Genomic DNA, 14,606 nt, shown 5'->3' with positions numbered 1-14,606 from the left:
AGGAATTTAAGGAAATAAATGCAAAACAGTTTAGTTGAGCGTCAAGTTAGCGCCGATGCGTTTTTGGTTTCAAAAACAGACACAAAGGGCAAAATAACCTATTGTAATATCCCTTTTACCCAAATAGTCGGAGCAAAAGGCAATGAGCTTATCGGAAAGCCGCACAATATCGTAAGGCATCCCGATATGCCACGCATTGTTTTTAAAATTTTATGGGAGCACGTAAAAAATAAAAAAGAGGTTTTTGCCTACGTTAAAAACAAAAGCTTTGACGGTTCATTTTACTGGGTATTTGCAAACGTGACGGCTTCACTTGATCAAAACGGTAATATTATCGGTTACTATTCCGTCAGACGCAAACCAAATCCAAAAGCTTTAGAAATCATTATTCCGCTTTACAAGCAACTACTGGAGATCGAAAAAAGCGGCGGTATAGAGGCATCGTCAAAGCTGCTTGAAAGTATTTTAAAAGAAAAAAACAAAAGCTATGACGAGCTAATGAACGATTTGCAAAGATTATAAAAGGAAAATTATGTTTTTTAAAAAAGAAAAAGTAAGTTATGATGAAATTTTAAATGTAGTCGAACAGGCTAGAAACGGTTTTTTGGAACCTAGGATTTTACAAATCGATCCAAATTCGCAAATCGGTAAAATAGCACTTGGCATCAACGACTTACTCGATCAAGTCGAGGCCCTGCAAAGAGAGATGAATACTTGCGTAAAATCTGCCGAAAGCGGGATAACTTATAGAAATATCTTCACAGAGGGCTTTCGCGGTCTTTTTAGAACCAACGCCATATCCATGAGCGAGGGTGTCGAGGGTATAAAAGCCGGGCAAAAAGGTAAAACCAGAGGCATACTCTCCGAAAAATTTAGCGAGCTTGGCAACGGAAACGACGGTATTTTAGAAGTACAAAACGACCTCAATCAGAGCATTAAAAATTTAACTCAAATTTCAACCATGGCGCAAGACACTTCAGTAAAGGCTAGCGAAAGCATGTCGGCCGTAAGCGAACTCAGCCAAAATATGGGCAACCTAGAACACCTGATCACAGAGTCGACCGAAGCCATTAAAAATTTAACTCACAGAACCGAAGAAATCTCATCGGTAGTAAATTTAATCAAAGATATCGCCGAGCAAACAAACCTGCTCGCTCTTAACGCAGCCATAGAAGCGGCACGCGCCGGCGAGCATGGACGAGGCTTTGCCGTAGTCGCGGACGAAGTACGGAAGCTAGCCGAAAATACGCAAAAAGCTACAAGCGAAATCGGTATAAATATCCAAACTTTACAACAACAAACAAACGATCTAAACGATAATTCCAATAAAATTACGCAAATAGCGCAAGTCGCAAACGTAAGCGTGTCTAAATTTAGGGATGCCGTGAACGTATTTAGCCAGGGTGCGACACAAAGCGCAAAAATCTCAAAATACGTCGAAAACAAAACAATCGGCATCATCGGTAAGATTAACCGAGTGACGTATCTGCAGACCGCATACGGAAACGTTATCAACGAAAGAGGCGACGACGAAAATATGCAAAAACAAATGCAAAATTTAAATGCATGGTATGAGAGCGCGGCGGCGTATTTTGCAAATTCAAAAAGCTTCGAGAAAGCAAGCGCTCCCGCAAAACAAATAAGCGATCTAGTAAAAGCTAACCTAGACGACTCAAAAAATGGTTACAATATGAACGATATCCAAAAATTCGTCGACAGATTTGCTAAAGTCAAACAAGCAAGCGGCGAGATATTTAAGATAATAGACGCAACGATCGAAGAAAGCGTAAAGTAATGTTATATGAAAATTTGAGCCAAATTTAAAACATTTGGCTCAAATTTGAACCCTCTCATGCTACCTCAAAAAATCAATCTAAAGCAAGTCTACAAAAGCAAAAATCTTAGAATGCATAGCCGCATCAAAATAGTACAAACCATGCCTGAGAGCAATAAAAAATATCTAGGGTTTGTTTAAAACTTGTAGGCATAAATTTACACTCTTTTGCAAGAGGCGTAAAACATCCTTGTAAATTTCAAAATTAGCAAATTTGTTCCGCGACAATCAAAAACCGCATGTCGCAAATTCAACAAATTTAACCAAAAAGCGCACCAGTCACTCTCCGTATCGCTTTAAATTTCATAAAAGGCAACCTTGTCTAAAGCAAGCTTGCCTTCTCTCAAATTTGACCAAATTCCAAAACAAATTCGGTCAAATTTAAATACAAATTTAGCCCAGTAACCTCTTTGCGCACTCGCTTATGCTCTTGCCGTCGCTTCTAGCGCCGATTTTTTCTTTGGCTGCTTTCATTACGGCGCCGATATTTGCGCCCTCGCCTAGTCCGGCGATTATCGCTTTTATCTGGGCCTCTAGTTCGTCTGCGCTTAGTTGTTTAGGTAGATAGCCGTTTATGATGTCGATCTCTTTTTGCTCGTTTTGCGCCAGATCGTCCCTGCCGCCGTTTTTATACTGCTCGATAGAGTCCATGCGGCGTTTGATCTGGGTTTGTAGGATAGGTAGCACCTTTTCGTCGGTCATTTCGGCGCGCTCATCGACTTCGACTTGTTTGATTACCGAGTTTATGAGCCTTAGCGTGTCGCGGCGAAAGTTATCTTTTTCTTTCATCGCAGTCTTGATATCGTCTAAAATTTTCTCCCTGATAGTCACTTTTTCTCCTTTAAATTTAAGTGGGCAAATTATAACGAAGCTAAAATTTAAAGCTAATAAAACCGCCTAAATTTGGCTTGCTTAAGAAAAATATAGCTATAATTAACCATTCATTTTTAAAAGGACTTGCTTGAGAAGCGACAATCTTTTTGCCTTTGCGATCTTCGCCATTACCGCGTTTGGATTTTTCGTTTGGGGCTATCAGTACATCCCGACTCATCACTTTTTGCTTTTCAGTATCGCTAGTATTTTCGGTATCTTTATGGCGTTTAACATCGGCGGCAACGACGTCGCAAACTCCTTTGGCACGAGCGTAGGCGCCAAGACCGTCACGATAAAGCAAGCCCTAGTTATAGCCGCTATTTTCGAGCTTAGCGGCGCGATATTCGCCGGCGGTGAGGTGACCAAAACCATCCGCGAAGGCATCGTTAGCTTCCCGCAGGAGGGTACGGAGCCGATGCTTTTCGTGCTGATTATGATGTCGGCGCTTTTAAGCTCGGGCATTTGGCTATTTATCGCGTCTAAAAAGGGTCTACCCATCTCCACGACGCACTCGATCGTAGGCGGCATCGTTGGCGCCGGGCTTACGATGGGCTTTACGACGATGGGCGGAGATAAAGCGCTAGCCATGGTTTCCTGGAGCGAGATAGGCAGGATTGCTGTCAGCTGGGTGATCTCGCCGCTGCTAGGAGGCATCCTTTCTTACTTCATTTACGGCTACATAAAATCTAAAATTTTGATCCCGACTCGCAAATTTACCCTAGAGCTAAAGGTACTAAAACGCGAGCGTAAAGCCTACAAAGAGCGCTATCTGCAAGAGCTAAAAACAAAACCGGAAAGCGAACAAATAAGGATACTAAGCAAGATCGCGGTCCTTGACGAGGACGACGTCGAAAGCGGTGAACGCAGCGAATACAAACTCGCCATCAAAGCCATGAAAGAGCGCGAAAAAGAGTTAGATACGTCAAAAGCTATGCGCAAACACATCCCGATGGTGGCCGGCATCGGCGCGATCATCATCTCCTCAATGATGCTATTTAAAGGCCTAGCACACCTAAATCTCGACATCGGATTCATTGGCACGATCTGGATCATCTGCGTCATCGGTATCGTCACATATCTCGCCACGCTTGCGATGATAAACGTCATGAAAAAAGATAACGCAGAAAAGAGCACGAACCGCATTTTCTCGTGGTTTCAGATATTTACCGCCTCCTCGTTTGCATTCTCTCACGGCGCCAACGACATAGCAAACGCAGTAGGTCCATTTGCCGCGATCCTAGACGTGCTAAAAACAGGCTCGATAAACGCCACCGCTCCGGTGCCGGGCATTGCGATGGTGACATTTGGCATCTCGCTCGTGGTGGGGCTTTGGTTTTTAGGTAAAGAAGTCATCACCACGATAGGCAGCAAGCTAGCCGAGATCCTACCTACGACAGGATTTAGCGCCGAACTAGCCGCTAGTACCGTTATCCTGCTAGCTACAAAGCTCGGCATACCGGTCTCCTCGACGCACATCCTTATCGGCGCGGTGCTCGGCATCGGTATCCTAAACCGCGACGCCAACTGGAAAATGGTCAAACCTATCGTACTTGCATGGGTCATCACCCTACCGATCGCAGGCGGCTCGGCAGCGCTAATCTACATGCTTCTTAAGACTATGCTAGGTCTTTAAATTTGACTCTTGCGAGCTACGGCTCGCAGCATTTTATATACTTAAATTTACAAATTTAGCTTTTATACGTGACAAATTTGAGGTAAATTTAGACACGGCTTTGTCGTTTCATCAAATTTAACGCTCAAAATCCATATGTCGAAAATAGCCCGTATTTAGCGGTAACTTAAGTAGATTTTAGAAGTCAGAGCTAGCGGTGCGAGGCAAACATAAAAGTAAATTTTACTCGTTGTTTATCAGTGAGAGATTTCTACAGCCGATCTCATCGCCCATCTCACAGCCCATTTTATAAAATTTCTTTGCCGCTTCCAAGTCTGCGGTTTTAACGCCTAGCGAAAACTGATGCATACCGCCTAGATTTGAGCAGCTTTGCGCATGTTCTAGCTGCAAGCATGACTTTTCGTACAGTCTACGCGCCGCGGCAAAATCATGCTCCGTACCGCGCCCGAGGCGGTAAAAGTTAGCTGCGTTATAACAGCCGTATTTGTTGCCAAGCGTGCAGGACTTTGCAAATATCGTCAAGATCTCGCTCTCATCCTTACTTTTTAGCTTTTGGTGTAGCGAGCCTAGATTTGAGCAGGCGATACCCTCATTATCGTCGCAGGCCTTTTGATAGCAGAGCTTTGCGCGCTCGTAGTCTTTGTCGTTTTCAAATTTCACGCCCGTGTTGTTACATTCTTTTGGGGTTTTATCGTCGCAGATGTGCTTAACTTCAGCTTGCGTAACCGGCTTTGGGGGTGCGGGAGTCGCCTTTTTTTGAGCGGCGCAACCGCTAGCAAACGCCGCAACCAGCGCAAAAACGACAACGTGCGAGATAGCTTGAACAAGAGCGCGTTTCAAAATTTAGCCTTAAGAAAAATTTGCCTTAATCTTACCTTACGTTCGCCAAAATAATGCTTAAAATAAACTTTAAAAACTCAATTACAATCAAACATAGCCGAGTTTGTAACAAATTTATTGCTCATTAAAAGAGTATTTCTAGCACGTTAAGACAAATTTACGCTTAATTTTATATCTAAATTTGGCGCCTATCGTCATTCGTAAATTTACAAATTTAATACCGACAAAAAGCGCCGAATTTATAATCTAGATAACCGCACTAGCAAACAAAGCTACGCGGCAAAAAATCTAAAGGGCTTAAAAACTATACGTAAAGCCTAGATTAAACGTTCGCGGGTCGCCGTAAACCATCTTGTTGTTGCCGATGCCCTCGAAGTATTTTTTATTAAACACGTTGTCGATATTTAGCTGAATGTCGAAATTTTTGCTTATCTTATAGCCAAACATCAAATTTGCCAGCGTGTAGGCCTTTTGCGTGATTTCGTTTGCGCCGCTACCGACGTAAATTTTGCTTTTATACTGCACTCCCGCACCCGCTCTAAAGTCCGCTATAGAGTATTTGGCAAAGAGATTTGCCGTAGTGCGCGAGCTTTCGGTATCAAATTTCTTGCCGTCGGCGTCCTTGGCGTTAAAGTGAGTAAGCCCAAGACCTAGGCTTAAATTTTGATTTATCTCGCCGTTTACGTCCACCTCAAAGCCCTTGCTCGTTACGCCTTTTTTAGCTTCGTATGCGTCAGTCGTAGTGCCGGGGATCTTTTGTCCGGTTTTTGCGCCTAGCTTATCTTGCACGACCTTAAATACGCCAAAAGAGGCCGAAAGCGCTCCGTCAAAATAATCGCCCTTTATACCCAGCTCATAGTCTTTGCCTTGGATCGGATCTAAGTATTTGCCGTTGATATCCTTTACGGTTTGAGGTTTAAAGATACTCGTGTAGCTAGCATAAAGAGTGTGATTTTCGCCGATATCGTACGTTATACCTAGATACGGCGTGATTTCTTGCGTAAAGTTTCTATTGCCGTTGCCGCCCGCGATGCGGTACTTATAGTAGCTCATCCTAGCTCCCAGCAAAAACTTTAGCTCGTCCGTGATTGAGAATTTGTTAGCCAAATATACGGCCTTTTGCACCGTCTTATCGGCGTTGTTTTGATCGGCGTAAGGTAGATTTGGATCGTCTAGGTGCAGGTTTTTAAAGTCTATCCTAGTACGCGCCGCATAGGCTAGGCCCGCCGGAGTCGTGCGGCTATTCCAGTAGCTACTGACGTTGTCGGAGCTTTTTTTATAGTTGTTATACATAGCGCCGAAAACCGCCTCGTGAGACAAGTCAAACGCTTCGTACGGCACGTTTACGTAGGCGTCTACGTTGTGAATATTTTCTTCGCGTTTATTTGCGTAGACGCTAAGTCCGCCGATGTCGCCCGTGCCGTCTAAATTTACCTTACCGCCATAGTAGAGTAGATTTGAGTCCGTGTTTGCTCGGCGGAAGGAGTAGGAGAGATTTAGGCCGGCTTCGTTTTCAAAGTAGTGCCTAAAATCGGTATAAACGTCAAAAGTCTTGATATCCCACCTAGTCCACGGCTGCGAAAAAATTTCGTTTTTACCAAACTCGCGCCTAACGTCGTTTTTGTAAAACGCGGGCATCCCTCCCCAGCGTACGCCGTGACGCTTTAGCTCCTGATAAAATGCGCCCAGGCTAAGCCACGAACTATCCATGATATCAGCGTCCACTACGCCGTAGATAGCGGTGTTTTTACGGTTATAGTAGTCCATATACGAGCGAGACTTCTCGTGCATAAAAGACGCTCTAGCCCGCACGCTGCCGTCAGCAGTCACAGGAGTCTGCACGTCGCCAGATACCCCGTATCTATCGTACGAGCCCGCGCTTAGTTTAAAATTTCCCGTCAATTCTTTTGAATTTGCTCTTTTTCGGATGAAATTTAAGCTAGCAGCCGGATTGCCGGCACCGGCTAGCAGGCCGTTTGCGCCCTTTACGACTTCGACGCGTTCATACGGCAACATGCTCATATCGTTTGCGCCCAGGCTAAATCCGCCAAAGCTTGGCATCGAATCAAGTAAATAATAATCTATCTTAAAGCCTCTAGCCGTAGGATATACGCGCTCATCCCACTTGCTAAGCGTGACGCCGGGAATATTTCGCAAAAGCACCTGATAGTCGTTGATATTTTGATCCTTTAACCTAGCTTCGGTGATGACGGTAAGTGATTGAGGCGTTTGGCGCGAGGTAAGGTCTAGCCTCGTGGTGCTTTTTACAAGCTCTTTGGCGTTGTATTTGACGTCGTCGCGCCTTTGCTCGCTAGTGACCTCGACGGCCTGCAGCGTCTCTTTGCCCGCTGCGTTCTCGCCGTTTTGGGCGGCTAAAATTTGAACGGATGCTAGCAAATTTATCGCCGCAACCGAAAACAAAATTTTATTTTTCATCTCTTTCTCCTTTTAAAATTTGATCTTTTTATCCATAAATAAATGCCCGAAACGCTAAGCGCAAGCGGAGCTAGCCCGCACAAAAACCAAAAAAATCTAGTCGCAGGGTTATAATCGCCGTAGTGAGCGCGCCTAAACGTCGATAAAAATTTATCCGTTTTGCTTGCTAGCTCGATATCTTTTACATCGATTAAATTTGCGCTGTTTTTATCGTAAGAAACGGTGCTTGAGTACTGGCTATGCAGGAAGCTTTGCTGCGGTTTTTGTCCGTAAAGCGTGATATTTGCGCCATCAAAAAACGGAAAGCTAACGTAATGCGTCTCAAATCCCGGCATATGGGCGGCCGCTCTTTGCACGAGGGCGTCGATTGAGATATTTTTATCGTAAATTTGCGGACCGATTACGAATTTAGAGTTATCAAAAGGCGGCATAAACATAAACCTAAGCTCCCACCAAGCACCGCTAAGCGCGACCGCAAAGATAACGGGCGTCGAAAAAACGCCGATAAATTTGTGCGAATCGCTCATAAAAACCGCCATTCTCGCAAACCGAAGGCGCAGTAAATTCGTCCAAAAATTTCGGTAAACGATAAAGCCGCTAATCGAAATAATAAAGGCAAAAATAGCCGTCAGACCGAGTAAAATTTGACCGCTTTTTTTAAGGAGTAAATTTTCGTGAAGCTCGGTGATAACCCCGATAAATCCGCTATCATGCGGCACGAGGTCGCTTTTTATCTCTCCGCTAAATGCATCTAAATACACGCACGCCCACTCTTTTTGGCCCGCACCGTGAGGCAGTAGCCAAATTTTGTCCGTTTTTTGGGGATCTACGTCGATATTCCAACCTACGATCTCGTGCCTTGGATACTTTTTTTCTATTTTTTCTCTTAGCTCGTCAAATTTTAATCTACCTTTTTGCTCGTTTTCGTCGCTATTTTTTGCAACGTATATGACACCCGGCATTAATAAATTATTTATCTCGTCTTTATAAACCAAAATCGAACCCGTAAAACACGCGATAACTAAAGGAATGCAAAATATAAGCGAAGCGTAAGTGTGAATCTTATACATAATCTTTTTGCTAAATATATTCACGTTTAAAATTTGCCCTTTTAAAATTTGCTTTAAATCGGCGCGGATTTTAGCATTTTAAAAATTAATAATTTCTAAAACCGTTATCAGATAAATAAGTAATCTATATTTTGTGCTGAATATTTAAAAACAGGGTTTAGCAGAGGCAGACGAATGCAAAACGGCAAATTTGTTACGTTAAATTACGGAAATCAATTTAATGTGGTCTCAAAGCAAAATCGGCTTTTTAGTTTAAACAAAATCAGCGCCCAACGGTAGAGCAAACGTCAAGCGCAAATTTGATGCAGGTCTCGCCTAAAGCAAGCTTAAATTTAAGCCCTAAATTTCCTCTCTTTTATAAATTTTACTCACAAATTTATCTATCTTATACACCGCGCCAAAGAGTGCGGGCACGACTAGTAGCGTTAGCAGCGTCGAGCTAATGAGTCCCGAGATCACCGAGATCGCCATGGGAGAGTTGCCCTCGTATCCAGCACCCCTGCTAAGAGCAAGCGGCAGCATAGCAAATATCATCGCAAAAGTAGTCATCAGTATCGCTCGCAGCCTCTTAACGCCAGCGCGTACGATGGCTTCGTTTAGCGGCGTGCCCTCGTTTGCGTAGCGATTGGCGAAATCCACGACCAAAATCGCATTTTTACCCACCATACCGAAAAGCAATATCGCGCCGACCATGACGAACAAGCTAAAGGAGTTGCCGCTAAGATACAGCCCGACCGCCACGCCGCCAAACGCCAGCGGCATCGAGATCATGATGATGATCGGCAAAATAAAACTCTCGTAAAGCGCGGCCAGGATCATATAGATGAGCACGACGCTAAGGCTGATCGTAAACACAAAGGCCGCGTTCGTGTCGTTCATCATCTCGATAAAGCCCGTCATCACGTAATCATAGCCCGCGGGCAAAATTTGACCGATATTTTCGTCGATACCTTTTTGCACGGCGCCTAGCGGGACGTTATCCACGTTTGCCACGATCCTGATCTGGCGCTGTTTGTTAAAGCGGTTTATCACGGAAAATGTCTTGCTCGTCTTAAACTCCGCCACCGCGCTTAGGCTTATACTCTCGCCCTGCGCGTTTTTGATCTTTAGCTTTTGCAGCGCCTGCGTGTCCTTGCGGTACTCGTCGTCAAACCTCAGTATCATATCGTACTGCGCGTCGCCGTTATCAAAGCTACCTAGCCTATTTTGCCCAAACGACGCATATATCACCTGCGCGACCGCGCTAGGATCGACGTTTAGGCGTTTGGCTTTGTCTTTATTTACGCTGATTTGCAGCTCGTTTATCTTGTCCTCGTTATCGCTGCCCACATCCGTCGTGCCCTCGATAGCGCGCACCATCGCTATGGCTTTAGGCAAAATTTCATCTAGCTTTTCTAAACTATCGCCCGTGATCGTTAGCTGCACCGGCTCGCTGTCGCTGCCCGTATCGACGTATGGTATCTGCAGGACTTTGACGCTGAGACCTTCAAATTTAAGCTTCTTTCTATACTCGTCCATTATCTGCGTTTGGCGCTCTTTTCGCGACTCAAAGCCTTTTAGGCGGACGTAAATTTTAGCCTTGTATGCGTCTTTTGAGTCCGTGTAGCCCGCGATCATATAGGAGTACTCGACGCGCGGATCGCTATCTACGGCGCGTACGACCTCGCCGGCTTTAGCGCTCATAGCCTCGACCGAGATGCCGGGGTTTGCCTTTAAAAATATCTCAAACTGCCCCTCGTCCTCGACGGGCAAAAAGTCCATACCGACCTTGCCCGCTAGGCTCATGCAAAGAGCCAGCACGCCCAAAGTAAGTATAACAAACGCGGTTTTAAACCTCAAAATAAGCTTCAAAAGCCGCTCGTAACCGCTCTCAAGCGCCTCAAATACAGGCTCCGTCACGCGGTAAAATTTACTCTCGCCCTCACTCAAAAACCTTGCCGCCAGGCTAGGTATCAGCATAATGCAAACCAAAAACGACACCACGATACCGCCGCTCACGCTCATACCGAAGGAGTTGAAATACTGCCCGACGATGCCCTCCATAAAAGCAATCGGCACAAACACGCAAAGCAGCACCGCGCTAATGCTAAGCACGCTAAAGGCTATCTCGCGCACGCCCTCAAAGCTCGCTTTTAGCGGATTGCTCTCGCCTTCTTGCATCTTTTTGGAGATATTTTCTACGACCACGATCGCATCGTCAATAAATATACCGATACCAAGCGTTAGAGCCAGTAGCGTCAGGCGGTTTAGATCAAAGCCCAAAACGTCGATGATAAAAAACGTCCCCACGATACTAGCAGGTATCGCAAGCGCGGCGATGATAGTCGCGCTAAAGCTTCGCAAAAAGAAAAAGACGATGACGACGGTGAGCGCGACGCCCAGCATCATGTCGAATTTGACCTGATTTATGTGCTTTAGGATGCTTTCGCTCTTTTCGTAAACCCTCTCTACTTCGTAGTTCTCGCCCAGCCTCGCCGCTAGTTCGCCCGTTTTAGCCTTGAGCGCGTCTATCGTCTCGATCGTGTTTGCGCCGCTTACTTTTATAGCGTCAAGCAACACTCCGCGCTTGCCGTTATACATCGCTACGGCGTCGGTGTCGTGATGAGATAGCTCCACGCGCGCGACGTCCTTTAAAAACACGTCTTTTTGCAGGCGGATCTCCTCTAGCTCGCGCACGCTTTTAGCGTCGAATTCACTCTTTAAAAATATCTCGAATTCGCTGTTTTCCAGCTTGCCAAGCGGCGCTTTTAAATTTTGCGATTTGATTATATTTATGACAGAGGCTGCGGTTAGGGCGTATTTATCGAGTTTAAACGGATCAAGGTAAATTTTAATCTCGGGCTCCAAAAAGCCCTTGTCATCGACCTTGCCCACGCCTTTTACCCGCTGCAAAAACGGCTTTGCCTCGTCTTTGACCGCTTGCATGAGCGCGGTTAAATTTTCGTCCTTGCGGCTAACGAAAAAGCTCGCCACCTTGCCGCTATCGCTGTTGATTTTCTCTATCTCGGGCTGGGCGTCCAGCTTTGCCTTTGCGACCTTATCGCGCACGTCGTTTGCGGCGATGTCGATGTTTTTCTTGAGATTAAACTCGACCAAAACGATGCTGAGGTTGTTAAATGTATATGACCTGATCTTTTTGATACCGTCTATCGTCGAGACCTCGTCCTCGATCTTTTTAGTGACCCTGCTCTCGATGAGGCTCATATCGCCCGGCGCGTAGGTCGTGATCTTAACCAGCGGGATGACGACCTCGGGAAAGAGATTTACCGGCATCCTAAAAAGCGACATCGCGCCGAAAAATACGAGCGCGACGAAAAACATCAGCGTCGTAATCGGGCGATTTATGGCTAGTTTATACATTTCGCGCCTTCGCTAAAACGAGCTTTTGCGGCGAATTTGCCCGGCCTCCCAGCCCCGCAAAAAGCATTTGGCGTTTAGCGGCTAGTAAAATTTGCGCCGCGTCAAATTCGGCGTTTAAATTTATGCCGCCTTGTTTATGCGATAAATTTGACATGCTCGTCAAATTTGCATTTTTCGCGGCGGAGTCAAATTTAACACCGCACGCAGAAATTGAGTTCAAATTTGCGCCGCTTTTTGTTTGCGCCCTCAAATTTAAAAACCTAGCCGCGCCGAAGCTAGCTTTTTCATCGTCAAATTTCGCGCCCGCAGCGGCATGCCCGCCGTTTTTCAAGCCTTCAAATTTAAGCCCAAATGTTTTATTTTCGTCCTTGTTTTTAGGCTCGGCGGCATTTTCATCGCTCGTTGCATCCCCGTCCTGCGCGACGGAAACGATATATCCCTCGCCAAAAAGCCCCGGCGTCAAATTTTGCGCCCGTACTTCGGCGTAAATTTTGCCGTTTTTCGTATCGATAGTCGGATAGATGAGGCTAATCTCGCCGCGTCTTTCCTCGTTTTGGCCGTCTAGTTTATAGATAAATTCGCTGCCGATTTTCACGCGGTCTTTAAATTTTTCATCAAAGCTAAGCTTGAGCTTCACGTCTGGGTACGAAAAAATCGACATCAGCTTTTGCGCTACGCCGCCAACGCCCTCGCCGACCTCGATACTCTTGCCAGATATCGTCCCGCTAAAAGGCGCTAGCAGCCTCGTATCCTCGAGCCTCTTTTGCGCCAAATTTAGCGCCAGATGCGCTCTGTTTTCGGCTAGCGCCGCGTTTTTAAAATCAAATTCCGCATTTTCAAAAGCCTGCTTCGAGCTCACGCTTTGAACGAGCTTAAATTTATCCAGCACGCTTTTTGCGTGGGCTTTTGCCGTCTGCGCGCTTTCTAGGTCGTTTTGCGCGAGCTTTACTGCTAGCTTTTCGCTCTCGTTTTCAAGCTCGAGCAGCACGTCGCCGCGCTTTACCGCAGAGCCGATTTCTACATTTACGGTCTTTACGATACCGACGGCTTTTAGCGCGAGCTGCGCGTCTTTTGCGGGCGCGACGTCAAAGCTCGCGTAGATCCTCTCCTGTGCACAAAGCGCAACCGCCGCGCTCAGTAAAAAAAGTAAAATTTTATTCATTTGCGCTCCGTTTTTTCGATATTTTCGGCGATTTTGCCGCCGCGCTCGTATAGATACTCCGCCTTTTTGATCTCAAATTTACTCTTGCTTAGCTCCAGCGCGCTGCCTGCGCTAAAGCTCTGCGCGGTCGCGTTTAAAAACTCTACGTACCCAAGCAGCCCCGCCTCATACTTTTTACTAACGGCATTTAGCGAGGTTTGCGCCGAGTTTAGCGCGCTTTCGCCGGCGGCGATCTTTTGCTCGAGCGTCTTTAGGTCGTTTTTGATATTCGTCAAATTTAGCTCGTTTTGCAAGCGCTTTTGATCTAAATTTAGCTTCGCTTGCAGCGCGCTTATGCGCTTTATCTCGCGCTGCTTTTTGTTTGCGCCAAAATCAAACGCCTTCCAGCTAAAGCCCAAAATCAGCTCGTTGGTGTTTAAATTCGGCTTAAAAAAGTCGTCAAAATAGGGCTCCAGCACGCTTCTATACTGTGCGGGCAGTAAATTTCTATCGTAATGCGTGCGCATAAAAGTGTAGGTGTTTTTGATGAAAATTTGCGGGTTCGTCTCGGACGCGGTTATCTTTTCGTCCTCCAAAGCCGCGGCGAAATTTAGCCTAAGCGCCTCAAGCTCGGGCTTTTCGCCTTTTTGCGGCGCGAAGTCCTCATCAGCAAGCGCGATCCTAGAGCCCGCCACAGGCTCGATATCCCTACCCGTTAGCGCGTAAATTTGATTTTTTATCTCGTTTTGATTTTGCGAGATCTCTAGGCGTTCGGCTAGCGCCATGGCGTATCTAGCGTTTACCGCTTCATACTCGCTCTCGTCGCTAAGCCCAGCGCGGTAGTATTTTTCCAGTCTATTTAGCGCGTTTTTTAGGTAGTTTATCTCGCCCTCTTTTGCCAGCGCGAGCTCGCCCAGCGACAAAAAGCCAAAATAAAGCTTGGTCGCGTTAAACGCAAGCAGGTTTTGATACTCCTCGTTTTTTAAAATTTCAGCCGCGCTAAGGTGCGAAAGCGAACTTAGCAGAGCCTCGCGCTTGCCGCCGTCATAAACGGCAAGCTCCAAAATCGCCCTTGCCGTGGCGGCTCTTTGCGGGCGCAGGACGTTTATATCGCCGCTTAAAAAGCTGTATCCGCCGTCGATCGTAAGGCTTGGCATATACGCACTTTTCACTGCGTCCTTTTGTAGCTGCGCTTTTTGCGGTTCGTAGTTTGAAATTTGAGCCAAATTTGAGCTCTGTGCGGCTAAAATCAGCTCGGGCAAATTTCCGTCAAATTTAACCTCCGAAGCGACTAAAAAAACGCAAAAACTCAAAAAAATATAAATTTTTTTCATCTAAACCCTTCTCTGTTAGCTCTGGGCGGCGCGGGCTAAATTTGAGCAGGTTTGCGCCGTCTGAAGTCTGGCGCCGTAGGTAAAA

The 14,606-nt window shown here is 45.9% G+C and carries 10 protein-coding genes; 3 read left to right on the top strand and 7 right to left on the bottom strand.

Features of this window, described 5'->3' with window-relative positions; translation table 11 throughout:
- The first annotated feature begins 18 nt into the window (after nucleotides 1-18).
- Both ACTTJF_RS07335 and ACTTJF_RS07330 read left to right on the top strand, forming a co-directional pair.
- Nucleotides 19-522: a PAS domain-containing protein gene (locus ACTTJF_RS07335; RefSeq protein WP_442551386.1), complete on the top strand. Its 504-nt coding sequence runs from the start codon at nucleotides 19-21 to the stop codon at nucleotides 520-522.
- Nucleotides 523-532: 10 nt separating this feature from the next.
- The gene (locus ACTTJF_RS07330) at nucleotides 533-1,795 is read left to right on the top strand and encodes a methyl-accepting chemotaxis protein (protein WP_442551385.1); all 1,263 of its coding nucleotides are present in this window, start codon (nucleotides 533-535) and stop codon (nucleotides 1,793-1,795) included.
- Between the two features lie 432 nt (nucleotides 1,796-2,227).
- On the opposite strand, the gene ACTTJF_RS07325 is transcribed toward ACTTJF_RS07330, so the two are convergent.
- Nucleotides 2,228-2,665 (bottom strand): GatB/YqeY domain-containing protein, encoded by a 438-nt coding sequence (locus ACTTJF_RS07325; RefSeq protein ID WP_442551384.1) that lies wholly within the window; start codon nucleotides 2,663-2,665, stop codon nucleotides 2,228-2,230.
- Nucleotides 2,666-2,795: 130 nt separating this feature from the next.
- Between ACTTJF_RS07325 and ACTTJF_RS07320 the strand changes: the two genes are divergently transcribed.
- Nucleotides 2,796-4,340 (top strand): inorganic phosphate transporter, encoded by a 1,545-nt coding sequence (locus ACTTJF_RS07320; RefSeq protein WP_442551383.1) that lies wholly within the window; start codon nucleotides 2,796-2,798, stop codon nucleotides 4,338-4,340.
- Nucleotides 4,341-4,562: 222 nt separating this feature from the next.
- Here the strand turns inward: ACTTJF_RS07320 and ACTTJF_RS07315 are convergent, their stop codons facing one another.
- From ACTTJF_RS07315 to ACTTJF_RS07290, 6 genes are all read right to left on the bottom strand, one after another.
- Nucleotides 4,563-5,180, bottom strand: coding sequence for a tetratricopeptide repeat protein (locus tag ACTTJF_RS07315; protein WP_442551382.1), 618 nt, complete (start codon nucleotides 5,178-5,180; stop codon nucleotides 4,563-4,565).
- Between the two features lie 297 nt (nucleotides 5,181-5,477).
- Nucleotides 5,478-7,616 (bottom strand): TonB-dependent siderophore receptor, encoded by a 2,139-nt coding sequence (locus ACTTJF_RS07310; RefSeq protein WP_442551381.1) that lies wholly within the window; start codon nucleotides 7,614-7,616, stop codon nucleotides 5,478-5,480.
- Nucleotides 7,613-8,686 (bottom strand): PepSY-associated TM helix domain-containing protein, encoded by a 1,074-nt coding sequence (locus ACTTJF_RS07305; RefSeq protein ID WP_442551380.1) that lies wholly within the window; start codon nucleotides 8,684-8,686, stop codon nucleotides 7,613-7,615. The genes ACTTJF_RS07310 and ACTTJF_RS07305 overlap by 4 nt, the downstream gene beginning before the upstream one ends.
- A gap of 339 nt (nucleotides 8,687-9,025) precedes the next feature.
- On the bottom strand, nucleotides 9,026-12,046 hold the full coding sequence (locus tag ACTTJF_RS07300; RefSeq protein WP_442551379.1) for an efflux RND transporter permease subunit: 3,021 nt from the start codon (nucleotides 12,044-12,046) through the stop codon (nucleotides 9,026-9,028).
- Nucleotides 12,039-13,208 carry an efflux RND transporter periplasmic adaptor subunit gene (locus tag ACTTJF_RS07295; RefSeq protein ID WP_442551378.1) on the bottom strand — a complete coding sequence of 390 codons (1,170 nt, stop codon included), beginning with the start codon at nucleotides 13,206-13,208 and terminating at the stop codon, nucleotides 12,039-12,041. Before ACTTJF_RS07295 ends, ACTTJF_RS07300 begins: the two co-directional genes overlap by 8 nt.
- Nucleotides 13,205-14,521: a TolC family protein gene (locus ACTTJF_RS07290; RefSeq protein ID WP_442551377.1), complete on the bottom strand. Its 1,317-nt coding sequence runs from the start codon at nucleotides 14,519-14,521 to the stop codon at nucleotides 13,205-13,207. Before ACTTJF_RS07290 ends, ACTTJF_RS07295 begins: the two co-directional genes overlap by 4 nt.
- Nucleotides 14,522-14,606 lie beyond the last annotated feature (85 nt).

Source organism: Campylobacter sp., assembly GCF_052170435.1.
GTDB lineage: Bacteria > Campylobacterota > Campylobacteria > Campylobacterales > Campylobacteraceae > Campylobacter_A.
Note: the sequence above shows the minus strand (reverse complement) of the source record. Positions and strands in the feature narration are given on the sequence as shown.

What these genes read in the sequence shown, in the direction of transcription:
- ACTTJF_RS07310 (WP_442551381.1), bottom strand. Translation starts at nt 7,616, where the DNA reads ATGAAAAATAAAATTTTGTTTTCGGTTGCGGCGATAAATTTGCTAGCA.
- ACTTJF_RS07305 (WP_442551380.1), bottom strand. Translation starts at nt 8,686, where the DNA reads ATGTATAAGATTCACACTTACGCTTCGCTTATATTTTGCATTCCTTTA.
- ACTTJF_RS07300 (WP_442551379.1), bottom strand. Translation starts at nt 12,046, where the DNA reads ATGTATAAACTAGCCATAAATCGCCCGATTACGACGCTGATGTTTTTC.
- ACTTJF_RS07330 (WP_442551385.1), top strand. Translation starts at nt 533, where the DNA reads ATGTTTTTTAAAAAAGAAAAAGTAAGTTATGATGAAATTTTAAATGTA.
- ACTTJF_RS07290 (WP_442551377.1), bottom strand. Translation starts at nt 14,521, where the DNA reads ATGAAAAAAATTTATATTTTTTTGAGTTTTTGCGTTTTTTTAGTCGCT.
- ACTTJF_RS07295 (WP_442551378.1), bottom strand. Translation starts at nt 13,208, where the DNA reads ATGAATAAAATTTTACTTTTTTTACTGAGCGCGGCGGTTGCGCTTTGT.
- ACTTJF_RS07335 (WP_442551386.1), top strand. Translation starts at nt 19, where the DNA reads ATGCAAAACAGTTTAGTTGAGCGTCAAGTTAGCGCCGATGCGTTTTTG.